Origin of the sequence: Azospirillum sp. TSO5, from assembly GCF_003116065.1 — a bacterium.
Classification (GTDB): Bacteria; Pseudomonadota; Alphaproteobacteria; order Azospirillales; family Azospirillaceae; genus Azospirillum.
Window position 1 is genome coordinate 1 of sequence record NZ_LGQY01000097.1, and the last position, 13,256, is coordinate 13,256.

Below are 13,256 nucleotides of genomic sequence, written 5' to 3' on the forward strand. Positions count from 1 at the left end.
CTTGGAGGGAGTCGAACCCCCACGGCCTTTCAGCCACTAGGACCTGAACCTAGCGCGTCTACCAGTTCCGCCACAAGCGCGTCCGCGTTACTTGGGGTCACGCGGGGCGCTCTATGTACCCAGACCGGGCGCCGCGCTCAAGGAGAAAATGCGACCGCGCAAAAGTTTTTTGGGGCGGGGCCGTAACGCCTCCCTACTCCGCCGGCTTGATCGCGTAGAAGCGGTACACCCGCACGCCGGCCTCAATGGCGGCGACACGGCGGGCCCACAATTCGACCTCCTCCATCACCGCCAGCTTGGTGGGGGTGTCGAGCTGGAATTTCTCCAGATGTTCGACCAGCCCCTGAATGGCGGACAGGATCAGGCCGCGGTGGGTGTCGGAGATGTCCTCGGCGATGCGGAGGTCGAGGTTGCGCTGGGCGAACGCGTTCGCCATGCGGTCCTTCGGCCACAGGTTCGGCGTCAACGGCTCCTTGTCGCACCAGTTCTGGATCGCCTTGGCGCCCATCACATCCGCTTCGGCGATATAGTCGGTGATCAGCAGGTGGCCGCGCGGCTTCAGCGCCAGTTCCATGCCGTCGAACATCTGTTCCTTGTCGCGGACGAAGAACAGGCCTTCCTTGTAGACGATGGCGTCGACGCGCTTGGGATAGCCGAAATGTTCGGGATTGAAGGTCTCGATCGGCGCCTTCTTCTCCAGCCCCAGCTTGAAGGAGCGGACCATCCCCTCCTTCGCCAGCAGTTCCGACGCCTCCAGCCCGGTGACCCAGCAGCCGTATTTGCCGGCCATGGTGCGGCTGGTGCCGCCCAGCCCGGCGGCGAGATCCAGCACGCTCATCGCCGGGTTCAGGCCCAGCGGCTTGACCAGATAGGGGATATGGTCGGCGCCGCCGGGGGTGTTGAAGCCCTCGCCCCACATCTTCTCCGCCACCTCGATGCGGGTGGCGGTCCACAGCGGCTTGCCCCAGCGGTTCATGCCGGGACCGGGTGCGGCAGGCTGCGGCTGTTCCGGCTGGCGCGGCTGCTCCTCGCCCTTCTTCGCCTTCAGACCGGAGAGGTCATAGCCTTCCCACCACGCATAGAGGCGCGTCTTCAGGCTCGGTCCATGTCCGGACGATCCGTCCTTGTCCGTCATCGCCCTTTGTCCGTCATCGCCGTGGCACCCCATCCGCCGATCGACCTGCCGCCGCCGAATTCCCCATCCGGCGCCGGACGGCGCAGCATTCTTCCGGTTGTCCGGCCGAGCCCAAACACACCGCCCGCAAGAATGCATCCAGCTTCAGGTTAGACGGACGCTAATTGCATGCAAGTGGAAAAATTTCTCCGCGGAAACACACCCGTCAGCGCGCTGTTTTGGCAGGAGCCGCGCCCGATTCGGGCAGGGAGGCCATGCGCGTGCCCGCCGCGTTCAGCACCGGGGCGCAGGCCGCCGGCATTTTGCGGACCACCCGCGGCTCCGGCTTGTAACCCGGCGGATGCTCGATCGCGGGGGAGGCGCTGTCCAGCCAGGACATCAGTTCGTCGCCGCAGCCATCGCCGTCGGGCTGCTCCGCCTGCTGTTCGCACAGCGGGCTGCCGGCCGGGCAGTTCAGCCGGATGTGCATATGGCCGTCATGGCCATGCCAGGGCCGCAGCTTGTTCAGGAAGCCGCGGTCGGACCAACTGCGCTGGCACATCGCCAGCTTGATCGCCGGATTGACGAAGATGCGGGCGACGCGGGGGTCGCTGGCGGCGATCTGAATCATCCGCGCCTGCCGGTCCGACCAGTCGGCGGTGACACGCATGCGGTCGTAATCGACATACTTGACCTCGTCCAGCCGCTCGCGCCCGGCGCGGCCCATCGGCGGCAGGTCCAGCCGCAGCCAGACATCGGCATCCAGGCCGATCTGGTGACTGGCATGGCCCGACGGCATCGGTCCGCCGCGCGCCTGCCCCATGTCGCCGACCAGCGCCGTGCCGAGCCCGGCATGCGCCACCCGCTGGCCGAAGTCGCGGAGCATGTCGACCAGCACCGGATGGCCGTAGTTGCGCTGGCGCGACAGGCGGATCACCTGATAGCCGACGCCTTCCGGCGGCAAGGCGCGGGCACCGGCGATACAGCCGGCCGCGTATCCGCCGATGGATCTCGACGCCCCCAGCGAGGGGCCGGCCACCGCCCCCCAGGCGACGCTGGTGGCATAGGCCGGGATCGGAACCGGCTTTTTCTTCTTCCGTGACTTGGCGTCGGCATCGCCGGCCGCCAGCAGAGCGGCCACCAGTCCGACGCATGCGATCGCCTTGAAGGCGCGCCCGCCGAAAGCACGAATCCCCGCAAGATTCCCCATGTCCGTCCCCCCGCCGTCTCCGGCACCGCGGTCGATACCGCATATAGCGGATCCGTGGTTAAGGAATGATGGAGGATGCATCCGGACCGCACAACCGGACGGTCAGGCCCCAGCCCGATCCATCCGGGGTGCGTCCGATGGTCCCGATCGAGCTTCCTAGCCGCGCGGGAGCACTCCACCCTGGCTGACCGGACTAGCCGCAGCGAATATTGACAGCCCGTTATTAGCAATGGAAACGTCGAAGCATCATCAACAAGGAATTCGATAAAATGCCACCGACAATGAGCTACCGTATTGGCGATATCGTCAGTGTCCGCGGTTGCTTGACCCGGCTGATCGATATTATCAACCGTGATCCTATTCATTTGGAGGACCTGATCGGTTTTCACCGTGGGCGTCTCAGCCGCGGCTATTACCTGCTGCTGCTGAAGGAACCGATGGCTGCCGGGGAGTTCCAGTTCCTGGGCTACACTCACCTGTCCGGCGGCAAATACGGCCTGCCCAGCAACGACCCCGCGGCGGAGGCGGCACGGCCGACGGTGCAGGGGTCGCTGGAGCAGAAATTCGGGGTCGCCGGGGTGAACGGCCTTGCCCGCAAGATCGCCGGCGACATCCCGGCCACGGGGGAGCGCCGCCTTGCCAAGATCGTCCCGGTGATCGGCCACGATCAGGCCATGGGGCCGGCCGACCAGTATCCGGCGTCCAAACACGGCATTGCGCAGTTCAACCTGACGGTGCCGAAGAAATTCCTGGTTTCCGCCTTCGTCGATCCCAACCGGCGGTTCCAGGGCGGCGGCCTCGACCTCGTCATGGACAAGGGAACGGCTTATGACAGCCGGCGGGCGGTGTTCCAGTATCTGTCGGCCGCCTGAGGGCTATCAGTGCATGGGGGCAGTCCCCGGCTGTCAGTCCCCGCCAATCAATCCAGCGTCTGGCGGTAGCGCTTCAACGCCACCACCGTGACCACCGTCAGGAACAGGGCGAGCGCCAGCACCTCCGCCGCGATCTCGGCGAAGCCGTTTCCTTTCAGCAGGATGCCGCGGACGATGCGCAGGAAGTGGGTCAGCGGCAGGATCTCGCCCACCGCCTGCGCCCAGCCCGGCATGCCGCGGAACGGGAACATGAATCCCGACAGCAGCATCGACGGCAGGAAGAAGAAGAAGGACATCTGCATCGCCTGCAGCTGGTTGCGCGCCAGCGTGGAGAAGGTGAAGCCGACGGCCAGATTGGCGGCGATGAACAGGATCAGCACGGCGGACAGCAGCCCCAGGCTGCCCACGATCGGCACGTTGAAGAACAGCCGCGCCGCCACCACGATCAGCAGCACCTGGACATAGCCGACGACGACGAAGGGCACGATCTTGCCCAGCATGACCTCGAACGGCCGGACCGGCATGGCCAGCAGGTTTTCCATGGTCCCGCGCTCCCGCTCGCGGGTGACGGCCAGCGCCGTCATCATCACCATGGTCATGGTCAGCACCACGCCCATCAACCCCGGCACGACATTGTATTGGGTGATGCCCTCCGGGTTGTAGCGGCGGTGGACGCGCAGTTCCACCGGGTCCGGCCCGGCGCGCAAGGCCGTCAGCGGCCCGGTCAGGTCGGGGTTCAGCGCTTGGCGGGCGATGGCGGTCAGCGCCGACAGGGCGTTGCTGGTCGCCGCCGGGTCGGTCGCGTCGGCCTCCACCAGCAGGACCGGGCGGGTTCCGCGCTGCAGGTCGCGGGCGAAGCCGGTGGGGATGGTGACGGCGAACTGCACCTCCCCCTCCGCCAGCAGCCGGTCGATCTCGGCCTCCGACGCCGCGGTCCGGGTGATGGCGAAATAGCGGGAATTCTCCATCGCCGCGACCAGCGTGCGGGCGAAGGGGCTGGAATCGGCGACCAGCACCGCCGTCGGCAGCGCCTTGGGATCGGAGTTGATGGCGAAGCCGAACAGGATCAGTTGCAGGATCGGCACCCCCACCATCATGGCGAAGGTCAGCCGGTCACGCCGCATCTGGATGAATTCCTTCACCATCACCGCCATCAGGCGGCCCGCCGATATCCGCGCCATCGCACTGCCTCACAGGGCTGGAGTGCGGGGAGGGTAGCGCGGATAGGCTTGGGCGTCGATGCCCCCCTCCTACGCCACCCCGTCCGCGCGGTCGAACTGCAACGCCGCCAGCCTCGCATAGAGGCCACCCTGCGCCACCAGCTCGCCATGGGTGCCGGTCTCGACCACGCGACCCTGGTCCATCACCACGATGCGGTCAGCGTTCAGCACCGTCGCCAGCCGGTGGGCGACGATCAGCGTCGTGCGGCCATGCATCAGCCGGTCGAGCGCGTCCTGCACCATCCGCTCGCTCTCGGCGTCGAGCGCGCTGGTCGCCTCGTCCAGCAGCAGCACCGGCGGGTCGCGCAGGATGGCGCGAGCGATGGCGAGGCGCTGGCGCTGACCGCCCGACAGCCGCACGCCCTTCTCGCCCAGGAAGGTGTCGAACCCCTCCGGCAGCGCATCGAGGAAGTCCAGGGCATGGGCGGCCTCGGCGGCGGCGCACACCTCGGTGTCCGAGGCGTCGGGTCGGCCGTAGCGGATGTTCTCCCAGGCGTTGGCGGAGAAGACCACCGGATCCTGCGCCACGAGCCCCAGACGGCGGCGCACCTCCACCGGATCGGCGTCGCGCAGTTCGACCCCGTCGAGCCGCACCGCACCGGCCTGCGGGTCGTAATAGCGCAGCAGAAGCTGGAACACCGTCGATTTCCCGGCGCCCGACGGACCGACCAACGCCACCCGCTCGCCCGGCTTCACGTCCAGCGAGAAGCCCTCCAGCGCCGCCCAATCGGGGCGCGACGGGTAATGGAAGCGGACGGCGTCGAAGGACAATGCACCCGCCGCCGGAACCGGCAACGGCTTCGGCACGGCGGGGGCGCGGATTTCCGACTCGACGGACAGCAGGCTGAACAGCCGCTCGGTCGCGCCGGCGGCGCGCTGGAGGTCGCCGATCACCTCGCTGATGGCGCCAACCGATCCGGCGACCACCACGGAATAGATGACGAAGGCCGACAACTCGCCCGGCGTGATCCGCCCGGCCACCACGTCATGGCCGCCGATCCACAGGATGATGCCGACGGCACCGAACACCAGAACGATGACGATCACCGTCATCACCGCCCGCACCCGCACGCGGCGGATGGCGACGTCGAACGCCTCCTCCACACGGCGGCCGAACAGGGCGCGGTCGATCGCCTCGTGGGTGAAGGCCTGGACCGTGCGGATGGCGGCCAGCGTCTCCTCGACGAAGGAGCCGATGTCGGCGATGCGGTCCTGGCTGTCGCGCGACAGCTTGCGCACCCGCCGGCCGAAGAAGATGATCGGCGCCACCACCAGCGGAACCACCAGCGCCACCAGCCCGGTCAGCTTGGGCGAGGTGATCAGCAGCATGCCGGTGCCGCCCAGGAACAGCAGCGTGTTGCGCAACGCAATGGAGGCCGACGAGCCGACCACCACCTGCAGCAGCGTGGTGTCGGTGGTCAGGCGCGACAGGATCTCGCCGGTCTTGGTCGTCTCGAAGAATCCCGGCGACAGGGTCAGCACATGGTCGTAGACGGCGCGTCGGATGTCGGCGACCACCCGCTCGCCGATCCAGCTGACCAGATAGAAGCGGCCATAGGTCGAGGCCGCCATCAGCGCGATCACCCCCAACAGCACCAGCAGCGCCCGGTCGAGCAGCGAGGTATCGCCGCCGGAAAAGCCCTGGTCGATCAGCACCCGCATCCCCTGCCCCAGCCCCAGCACGGTGCCGGCAGCCACGGTCAACGCCAGCATGGCGCCCAGGATTCGCCACTTATAGGGAAGCAGAAACGGCACCAGACGGCGTAGCGGTCCAAGGTCGCGGCGGCGGGTATCCGCCTCGCCACGGGCGGAGGCGGCGATCATGTCGGGGGAGGGTTGGCGAGCCACGCGGTTCCCACTTGTCTGTTGGGGGTATTGATGCGGATCGCTGGCATATAGCGTTGTACGGGGACGCCAACAAGGCGACGGACAGGCGAAACCACCCGGAAAATGGCCGCGGAGCCCGCCGCAGACATCCTGAACGAGGCGAGATTCCGGGGTTGCGCCGGGGAGGGGGTTTTGGTATAGACGCCGCTCGCTTTGCAGGAACCCCGGCCATGAAGACTGACATCCATCCCGACTATCACGAGATCACCGTGGTCATGACCGACGGCAGCTCGTTCACGACCCGCTCCACCATGGGCAAGCCGGGCGACACGCTGCGCCTCGACATCGACCCGAAGTCGCACCCGGCCTGGACCGGTGTGCAGAAGCTGCTGGACACTGGCGGGCAGATCGCCAAGTTCAACAAGCGCTTCGCGAACTTCGGCCTCAAGAAGTAAGCGTTACCGCGCTTCTATCCTGCCGATGCGAAAAGGGCGTCCGACCAGTTCGGACGCCCTTTTCGTTTGCGCATGACGTGGTGGCCGTCTTACCCCACCGCCGCCGCAGCCTCGCGCTCCACGTCGGCGCGGACCATGGCGTCGAGCCGGTGGACGCGCATATACAGGCTGTGGCTGCGCTCCAGCAGGCTGCGCAGGCCGGACGGCAGATCCTCGTTGTCGGGGCCGCTGGGGTCGGAACAGATTTCGCCGCCAGACAGCGCGAAATCCTCGCTCGCCGCCTGCTCCTTCGTCATCTCGCCGGCATGCACGGCCTTCTGCGCCAGCAGCCACGCCATCACCTGGGTCAGACGGCTGGTCACCCGCATGGATTCGTAGGAGATCTGAAGACGCACCTGCGGCGGCAGCTTCCGGTGTTCGGCCGCATCATGATAGGCGATGTAATTCCGCGCCTCGATCAAGAGGGCCATCGTCTCGTCGTAGGGACCGTTGAAGAAGAAGGTGTGCGAAGTCATGGTCGTCGGCCCCCTCCTGCGGACTTACGGCCCTAGCGTGAGCCTTGCCGCAACTGATTAACAATTGGTGACCGGGCGGCACCCGGCAACCCCAGGCGGGGATTGACCGGTCTTGGTGGGTCCGCCCTCTTGAACAGGCAAAAGCGTCGATTATCTCTCGCTCGTCCGGCGGATGCCCATACGGGGTCCGCCATCAAACCGGCCCTTGGGCCAGCCCTCAGAGGACCGACCGATGCCGTGGTCCTCGACGGCCGTATCGCTCTTTCGGAGGATATGTCATGCGTAGCTACGACCTTTCGCCGCTGTTCCGTTCCACCGTCGGTTTCGACCGCCTGTCGCGTCTGCTGGAGACCGCGACCACCGGTGACGAGGCGGCATCCTATCCGCCCTACAACATCGAAAAGCTGAGCGAGGATTCGTACCGGATCACCATGGCCGTCGCCGGCTTTGGACTGGACGACCTCAACATCGTCGCTCACCAGAACTCGTTGACCGTCACGGGTAAAGCTAAGAAGGACGAGCCGACCGGCCAATTCCTCTACCGGGGTATCGCCGGCCGCGCGTTCGAGCGCCGCTTTCAGCTGGCCGATTTCATCAAGGTGACCAACGCGTCTCTTCAGAATGGCCTTCTGCACATCGAGCTGGCGCGCGAGGTACCCGAAGCGATGAAGCCGCGGAGCATTCCGATCGTCACCGCCGCCGGCAGCGCCGCGGTGGAGGTCGAGACTCCCGCCCTGACCCAGCAGGCGGCCTGACGTCTGACACGGTCCGTCCGCTCCTGACGCGGACATGAGAACGGCGCCCCGGACCATCCGGGGCGCCGTTTCTTTTGCCGATCAGTCGGTATTCGCAGTGGCTACTGGCCGAGCTTCGCGGTATCCAGCACGATCATCGCGACGCCGATCTTCTGCTTTCCGGCCGGATCCAACACCGGAACGCTGGCTTCAGTCAGCGTGGCGCCGCTTTTGTCGTCCTTCTCCGGATCGGTCATGTAGAGATCGGCATTGCCGGTGAAGATCTTCTGCCATTTCGGCTCGTCGCCCTGCCAGAAGTCGGAGGTTCCGGCGGTCTGGCCGACATTCAGGCCGTGATCGTCCATCAGCAGGATTTCGACGATCCGGCCGTTGCTGCCCGCCACGGCCTGCTTCAGCTGTTTGGACACCGCATTCGACGACACCGCATCGAAGGCCGGGTTGGCGCCGCCGGCCTTGGTCGCCGCCTTCCACTGGTTGTCCATCTCGTCAATCTTGGATTGGGCGATACCAGCATGCTTGGCATTCTGCGACTTCACCGCCCCGACCACCGCCGGATCGGACAGCCAGCTCTGGGCCTGCGGACTGACCGCCTTGCGCACCGCCCCTTCCAGCGCCGGGTCCGCGGCCGACGCCATGGAAAGCGTGCCCACGCACAGCAGCGAAATCGCGCAGCCGGCAATCCAGTATCGAGTCTGCGTCATGTGGTGTCCTCCCAGTCGTTTGGCCCGGTCATGGGCGGGGCGATGGTCGGACGAGCGGAACTGGCACCACAGCATCGGGCGTTGTTTTTCCGTCAAACGGAAGATCAGCAATGCTGATAAAATGCTTTTTACCGACCTGACGGCCGGAGCGGCGTCACCGCCGTGGGAAGTTGTCCGGGGGCGCCAGCACCCACTCCGCATAGCCGGCGCGCATCAGCTCATAGGCGGCAACCAGCCCGGCCGCACCGGCATAGGCGGTAACCAGCACCTGCTCCGGCGACACCTGCGCCCCGAATCCGATCAGCAGAGCCCCCAGGAACGGCCCGCCCAGCAGAAATGCCGCCAGCCACAGCGGCTCGGCCGACAGCCAGGCGCCGAGCACCGCGCGGGTCCGTTGCGACAGGCGCAGCAACCCGCCGGCCTTGGCGTCGAGCGCTTCCAGGCTGCCGGCACGCAGCTCCGCCAGCCGCCGGCCGTCGGCGTCGATGAAGACGACCTCCACCTTCATGCCGTGACGGCGAACCGAGGCCCGCACCGAGTCGCCAAGCCGCGTTTCCAGCAGAATCGCGTTGCCGCCCAGCGCCGGCAAAGCATCGCGCACCTCCTCCGGCGGCTCGCCCCACTCACGCAAAGCCTCCAGGATGACTCGGGGATCGTCGCAGGGGATCGCATCCATATGGATCACCCGCCCCTGCGGCGCCGTCACCTTCAGGATCAGCACCTGCTCCGCCGGATCATGAGTGCCTTCGACGCGCAGGCCGCCCTCCACGACATAGGAGAATCGCAGGCATCCATCACGGCGGCTGAGCGTGTTCATGGCGGCACCCCTCCGGTCGCACCCCTGGCGGATCGCACCAAAGGGATCTTGAGCCTTGGTTATCTGGGCGTTGGCGTTGACATGACCAACAAACCAGCCGGGGGAACGGCCATCGCGACCAAGCGGCGAAAAAGGGGAAACCCGACCGGCCGAGGCGGCATCCGGGCATGAAAAAAGCGCCTAACCGGTCCGGCTGGCGCTTTCTGCTATCTTCCCTCTCTCCGAAGAGAGAGAATGGCGGATGGGGGGAGATTCGAACTCCCGATACCCGTGAGGGTATGCCGCATTTCGAGTGCGGTGCATTCAACCGCTCTGCCACCCATCCGCTGCCCCGTTTGGCGGGGTGGGCGGAACCTATATAAACGCCTTCGGGCGCGCAAGCCTTTTTTGCAGAAAAATGCGAAGGCCTTGGCCCGCATCCCTGTTGACTCTCAGCCCCTCCTGAGTATAGATCGTCGCTCCCATGAACGGGCTTGCGCATCGAACGGTGGGCGAGAAGCCCGCCGTTTGTTTTGACATAGGCAGTGACGACAATGTTTGCAGTGATCCGCACCGGCGGCAAGCAGTACAAGGTCGCCAATGGCGACGTGATCCGTGTTGAGAAGCTCGAGGCCGATGCTGGCGCCTCCATCACGCTCGATGACGTGCTGATGGTCGGCGACGCAGGCAACACCACCATCGGCACCCCGACCGTGGCCGGCGCTACGGTCGTCGCCGAGGTCGTCGCCCAGGACCGCGGCCCGAAGATCATCGTCTTCAAGAAGAAGCGCCGCCAGAACTACCGCCGCAAGAACGGCCACCGCCAGGACCTGACCGTCCTGCGCATCACCGGCATCAACGGCGCGGCCTGATCCGGGTTCTCCGGTCGGGCTTCCAGGCGCATCTTCAGTTTAGGAGCAACACCCCATGGCACACAAAAAGGCAGGCGGCTCGTCCCGCAACGGCCGTGACTCCGCCGGTCGCCGTCTCGGCGTGAAGCGTTTCGGTGGCGAGAACGTCGTCTCCGGCAACATCATCGTCCGTCAGCGTGGCACGAAGTTCCACCCGGGCGAGAACGTCGGCATCGGCCGCGACCACACCCTGTTCGCGATGGCCAATGGCCAAGTTTACTTCAAGCACAGCTCGAACGGCCGCACTTTCGTGAACGTCGTTCCGGCCAACGACCAGGAAGTTCCGGCCGTCGCCGCCGAGTGATCGGGCCGAGTAACCTCTAAGGTCGTTGCGCGGCCTGTGTCGCAGGCCTGCACGCTTGTGGGATAAAATCGGGGGACCGGGCGACCGGCTCCCCGATTTTCGTTTTCAGTCCGGTGCCGTCCCGCCGCCGGTTTCCCTTCCGTTTACGGGCAGGTTCCCCGATGAAGTTTCTCGATCAAGCCAAGGTCTTCCTGAAGAGCGGTGACGGCGGCCCCGGTGCCGTCGCGTTCCGGCGCGAGAAGTTCATCGAGTTCGGCGGCCCGGACGGCGGCGACGGCGGTCGCGGCGGCGACGTGATCATTGAGGCGGCGGACGGCCTGAACACGCTGATCGACTACCGCTACAAGCAGCACTTCAAGGCGCAGCGCGGCCATCACGGCATGGGCAGCAACCGCAACGGCGCGCGCGGCGAGGATGTCGTCCTGCGCGTGCCGGTCGGAACCCAGATCCTCGACGAGACTCAGGAAACCGTGCTGTGCGACCTGACCGAGGCCGGCCAGCGTCGCGTCTTCCTGCGCGGCGGCGACGGCGGGCACGGCAATGCGCACTTCAAGACGCCGACCAACCGGGCGCCGCGCAAGTTCCACCCCGGCTGGCCGGGGCAGGAGCAGTGGGTGTGGCTGCGGCTGAAGCTGATCGCCGATGCCGGCCTGCTCGGGCTGCCCAATGCCGGCAAGTCGACCTTCCTGGCCGCCACCACGGCGGCCAAGCCGAAGATCGCCGACTACCCCTTCACCACGCTCGCTCCCAACCTGGGTGTCGTCCGTGCCGGTGACGAAGAGTTCGTCATCGCCGACATCCCCGGCCTGATCGAGGGCGCGCACGAAGGCCATGGGCTGGGCGACCGTTTCCTCGGCCATGTCGAACGCTCGCGCATCCTGCTGCACCTGATCGACGGCACGGCCGACGACGTCGTCGCCTCCTACCGGACGATCCGGAACGAGTTGGAGGCCTATGGCGGCAACCTCGCCGACAAGCCGGAGGTCATCGGGCTGAACAAGGCCGACGCCCTGCTGGACGAGGAGATCGAGGAGAAGAAGGCGGCATTGGAGGAGGCGTCGGGCGCCGAGGTCATGGTGCTGTCCGGCGCCACCGGCCAGGGCGTGAAGCAGGTGCTCTACCGGCTGCTGACGGTCATCAAGGAGTCCAAGTCGGAAGAACCCGAGGTCATCCACGCCCCCGCGACCCGGTCCATCCCGCGCCCGCCGGTCGGCCAGAAGCTGCCCGACGACAGCGAGATGCAATGGGACGACGAAACCGGCGAATGGGTCGGCGGCGAGGACGAGGAGTTCGAGGAGGACGACCTCGAAGAGGGCGAACTCGAAGAGGGTGAGGAGCTGGAGGTCGGCGACTCGGACGAAGCCCTTGACGGAGAGGAGCCGGAGGGCGAAGAGGACGGTTCGGACGACGATACGGACGGAACCTCCCGCCATGGCGCTTGACGCCCCTACCCTTCTCGAATCCCGCCGGCTGGTCGTAAAGATCGGATCGGCCCTTCTGGTCGATGGGGAGACCCGGCAAATCCGCCGGGACTGGCTCGACGCGCTGGCCGACGACGTCGCCGCCTGCCGAAAGCGCGGGCAGGAGGTGGTGATCGTCACCTCCGGCGCCGTCGCCTGCGGGCGCGAGCATCTGGGCCTCGTCGGCCGGGCGTTGAAGCTGGAAGAGAAGCAGGCCGCCGCCGCCACCGGCCAGATCCGCCTTGCCCACGCCTATCAGGAAACGCTGGCCCGCCACGACGTCACCGTCGCCCAGGTCCTGGTGACGCTGGAGGACACGGAGGAGCGGCGGCGCCACCTGAACGCCCGCAACACCATCGACACCCTGCTGAAACTGGGCGCCGTTCCGGTCATCAACGAGAACGACACGGTCGCCACCGCCGAAATCCGCTTCGGCGACAACGACCGGCTGGCCGCCCGCGTGGCGCAGATGGTCAGCGCCGACACGCTGGTGCTGCTGTCGGACATCGACGGCCTCTACACCGCCGACCCGCGCAAGGACCCGAACGCCCGCCATATCCCCACCGTGCGCGAACTGACGCCGGAGATCGAGGGCATGGCCGGCGAGCCGCCCCCCGGCTACAGCAGCGGCGGCATGGTGACCAAGATCGCCGCGGCGCGAGTCGCCCTGTCGGCCGGCTGCCGCATGGTCATCGCCAAGGGCAAGCGCATGAACCCGCTGGCGGCGCTGGAACAGCGGCCGGAGGATGGCGGCGCGCTCTGCACCTGGTTCCTTCCCTCCGCCGAGCCGACCAGCGCCCGCAAGGCCTGGATCGCCGGCCATGTGAACGCCACCGGCGTGCTGGTGGTCGATGACGGCGCCACGCGCGCCCTGTCCCACGGCGCCAGCCTGCTGCCCGCCGGCGTCAGTGCCGTGCAGGGCGACTTCGACCGCGGCGACGTGGTGATCGTCCGCACGCAGGAGGGGCGCGAGGTCGCCCGCGGCCTCGTCGCCTACAGCGCCGACGACGCCCGCAAGATCCTGCGCCACAAGAGCACCGAAATCCCGGAGATCCTGGGATATCAGGGGCGAGACGAGATAATCCATCGCGACGATCTGGTGGTGCGGTGACCGTG

Annotated in this window: 14 protein-coding genes and 1 tRNA gene; 7 read left to right on the top strand and 8 right to left on the bottom strand. The window is 66.8% G+C overall.

Annotation, left to right across the window (positions count from 1 at the left end):
* Positions 1–193: 193 nt before the first annotated feature.
* Both TSO5_RS22755 and mepA read right to left on the bottom strand, forming a co-directional pair.
* Positions 194–1,135 carry a methyltransferase domain-containing protein gene (locus TSO5_RS22755; RefSeq protein WP_247870908.1) on the bottom strand — a complete coding sequence of 314 codons (942 nt, stop codon included), beginning with the start codon at positions 1,133–1,135 and terminating at the stop codon, positions 194–196.
* 205 nt (positions 1,136–1,340) lie between these two features.
* Positions 1,341–2,324: a penicillin-insensitive murein endopeptidase gene (gene mepA, locus TSO5_RS22760; RefSeq protein WP_109153769.1), complete on the bottom strand. Its 984-nt coding sequence runs from the start codon at positions 2,322–2,324 to the stop codon at positions 1,341–1,343.
* A 365-nt stretch (positions 2,325–2,689) separates the two neighbouring features.
* Here mepA and TSO5_RS22765 point away from each other — a divergent pair, with 365 nt between their 5' ends.
* Positions 2,690–3,196, top strand: a complete 507-nt coding sequence (locus TSO5_RS22765; protein WP_136704473.1) for a hypothetical protein — start codon at positions 2,690–2,692, stop codon at positions 3,194–3,196.
* A 47-nt stretch (positions 3,197–3,243) separates the two neighbouring features.
* On the opposite strand, the gene TSO5_RS22770 is transcribed toward TSO5_RS22765, so the two are convergent.
* Positions 3,244–4,377 carry an ABC transporter permease gene (locus TSO5_RS22770; RefSeq protein WP_109153771.1) on the bottom strand — a complete coding sequence of 378 codons (1,134 nt, stop codon included), beginning with the start codon at positions 4,375–4,377 and terminating at the stop codon, positions 3,244–3,246.
* A gap of 69 nt (positions 4,378–4,446) precedes the next feature.
* Positions 4,447–6,240, bottom strand: a complete 1,794-nt coding sequence (locus TSO5_RS22775) for an ABC transporter transmembrane domain-containing protein (RefSeq protein WP_199230986.1) — start codon at positions 6,238–6,240, stop codon at positions 4,447–4,449.
* A 233-nt stretch (positions 6,241–6,473) separates the two neighbouring features.
* On the opposite strand from TSO5_RS22775, the gene rpmE reads away from it, so the two are divergent.
* Positions 6,474–6,698 (top strand): 50S ribosomal protein L31, encoded by a 225-nt coding sequence (gene rpmE / locus TSO5_RS22780; RefSeq protein WP_012974887.1) that lies wholly within the window; start codon positions 6,474–6,476, stop codon positions 6,696–6,698.
* A gap of 89 nt (positions 6,699–6,787) precedes the next feature.
* On the opposite strand, the gene TSO5_RS22785 is transcribed toward rpmE, so the two are convergent.
* Positions 6,788–7,213, bottom strand: a complete 426-nt coding sequence (locus TSO5_RS22785; RefSeq protein ID WP_085090096.1) for a DUF1465 family protein — start codon at positions 7,211–7,213, stop codon at positions 6,788–6,790.
* Positions 7,214–7,491: 278 nt separating this feature from the next.
* On the opposite strand from TSO5_RS22785, the gene TSO5_RS22790 reads away from it, so the two are divergent.
* Positions 7,492–7,968, top strand: a complete 477-nt coding sequence (locus tag TSO5_RS22790; RefSeq protein WP_109153773.1) for an Hsp20 family protein — start codon at positions 7,492–7,494, stop codon at positions 7,966–7,968.
* 101 nt (positions 7,969–8,069) lie between these two features.
* On the opposite strand, the gene TSO5_RS22795 is transcribed toward TSO5_RS22790, so the two are convergent.
* From TSO5_RS22795 to TSO5_RS22805, 3 genes are all read right to left on the bottom strand, one after another.
* A complete protein-coding gene (locus tag TSO5_RS22795) occupies positions 8,070–8,669 on the bottom strand; it encodes a PDC sensor domain-containing protein (protein ID WP_109153774.1) in 600 nt (199 codons plus the stop codon).
* A gap of 154 nt (positions 8,670–8,823) precedes the next feature.
* On the bottom strand, positions 8,824–9,486 hold the full coding sequence (locus TSO5_RS22800; protein ID WP_109153775.1) for a hypothetical protein: 663 nt from the start codon (positions 9,484–9,486) through the stop codon (positions 8,824–8,826).
* 235 nt (positions 9,487–9,721) lie between these two features.
* Positions 9,722–9,811, bottom strand: a tRNA-Ser gene (locus TSO5_RS22805).
* A gap of 208 nt (positions 9,812–10,019) precedes the next feature.
* Between TSO5_RS22805 and rplU the strand changes: the two genes are divergently transcribed.
* The 4 genes from rplU to proB all read left to right on the top strand — a co-directional run bounded on the left by rplU (position 10,020) and on the right by proB (position 13,251).
* Entirely contained in the window at positions 10,020–10,337 is a 318-nt protein-coding gene (gene rplU / locus TSO5_RS22810) for a 50S ribosomal protein L21 (RefSeq protein WP_109153776.1), read from the top strand.
* 55 nt (positions 10,338–10,392) lie between these two features.
* Positions 10,393–10,680: a 50S ribosomal protein L27 gene (gene rpmA, locus TSO5_RS22815; RefSeq protein ID WP_063635180.1), complete on the top strand. Its 288-nt coding sequence runs from the start codon at positions 10,393–10,395 to the stop codon at positions 10,678–10,680.
* A gap of 161 nt (positions 10,681–10,841) precedes the next feature.
* Positions 10,842–12,122 (top strand): GTPase ObgE, encoded by a 1,281-nt coding sequence (obgE, locus tag TSO5_RS22820; protein ID WP_109153777.1) that lies wholly within the window; start codon positions 10,842–10,844, stop codon positions 12,120–12,122.
* Positions 12,112–13,251, top strand: a complete 1,140-nt coding sequence (gene proB / locus TSO5_RS22825; RefSeq protein WP_109153778.1) for a glutamate 5-kinase — start codon at positions 12,112–12,114, stop codon at positions 13,249–13,251. The genes obgE and proB overlap by 11 nt, the downstream gene beginning before the upstream one ends.
* Positions 13,252–13,256: the final 5 nt, after the last annotated feature.